Origin of the sequence: Streptomyces sp. NPDC001292 (assembly GCF_042896465.1) — a bacterium.
Classification (GTDB): domain Bacteria; phylum Actinomycetota; class Actinomycetes; order Streptomycetales; family Streptomycetaceae; genus Streptomyces.
In genome coordinates this window covers 1-1325 of record NZ_JBIAXG010000147.1, presented here as the reverse complement: position 1 = coordinate 1325, position 1325 = coordinate 1, and the positions used below count along the sequence as shown (strand labels likewise).

At 70.9% G+C, this 1325-nt stretch carries 1 protein-coding gene; it reads right to left on the bottom strand.

The window, feature by feature from the left end:
* Positions 1-1040, bottom strand: a 1040-nt coding sequence (locus ACFY4A_RS42640; RefSeq protein WP_390834682.1) for a serine/threonine-protein kinase, incomplete at its 3' end; no start/stop codon positions are given.
* Positions 1041-1325: the final 285 nt, after the last annotated feature.

The window sequence follows — 1325 nt, the reverse complement described above, 5'->3', positions numbered from 1 at the left end:
GGCAGCGGTTGCAGGGGCGGGCCGGTCGGTTGCTCCGGCTCGGCCGGCGACAGGATCTCGGTCGGCGGGGCCGTTTCCTGGGGGCGCGGCGGCTTCGAGGCGCAGGGCTGCTCGGGCGGCGGCGCCTTTGGTGTGGGAGCCGGTTGCTGCGAAGGGGATGGGTGGGGCTGGCCGGCGATGGTGGCGAGCCGCCGGGCGGCCTCCTCACCGTCCATCCTGTCCGCGGGGTCCTTGGCCAGCAGCCCGAAGAGGACCGGGGTCAGCTCTGTCGCCTGGCGCGGCAGGCTCGGGGGCTCGAACAGCAGGGCGCTCAGCGTGGCGAGGGCGGTGTCGCGGTCGAAGGGACCGGCCCCCTCGAGGGCGTAGTACAGGGTGGCCCCGAGCGAGAACAGGTCGGCGGCAGGGGTGGGCGGCTGGCTGTTGGCCCGCTCCGGGGCCATGAAGCGCGGCGTCCCGAGGATCTCCAGGGTGGCGGTCAGGCGGTCCTCCCCGGAGCTCGGCTCCAGCGAGATGCCGTAGTCGGTGAGCATCACCTGGCCGCCGCCCTCCGTCGGATAGGAGGGCTGGGGCCCCGGATGGGTCAGCAGGATGTTGGCCGGTTTGACGTCCCGGTGCAGGACGCCGAGCCGGTGTCCCTCCAGCAGGGCGTCGAGGACCGCCAGACCGATCTGGGCGACGTTGCCGGGCGGCAGCGGCCCTCGCTCGCGTACCACCGCCTCCAGATCCATGGCATCGGGCACGAACTCCATGACGATCCACGGCAGGCCGCCCTCCTCCACGATGTCGTGCACGGTGACGACATGCGGATGGTTGCGCAGCCGGGCGGCGTGCCGGGCCTCGCCGCGGGCCCTGGCGATCCGGGAGCGCGCCTCGCATTCGGGGACGTCCGGCGGCAGAATGATCTCCTTGAGCGCGACCTCGCACGCCAGTTCCTGGTCGTACGCCAGCCACACACGTCCCATGCCGCCGGTGCCGAGCCGACGCAGAAGCCGGTAACGTCCGATGATCACGCGCCCGGCGGCCTCTTGCGCTCCTGACATGGCACTCCTCTTCCAGGACGGCCAGCAGGGGTTCCTCGGCGAGCGTTGAAGGGGCTCCCTCCACCTTTCGAACATATCGCTCGAAGAACGCCAAGTCACCCAGAACGGGTGTAGTCCGCGTAGGTTCCGCGCGGCGATGTCGGGATCAGGAGCGGGAAAGCGCGAGCGACAGGGAAATTGTCATTGCTGCGGATCGGTTGAGGTTGTGCATGCCGTGAGGGTGCAGGCGTTCGATGAGCTGACCGCATTCGAAGCGGGTTCCGGCGCGGGGCGAGGGCGACGAGG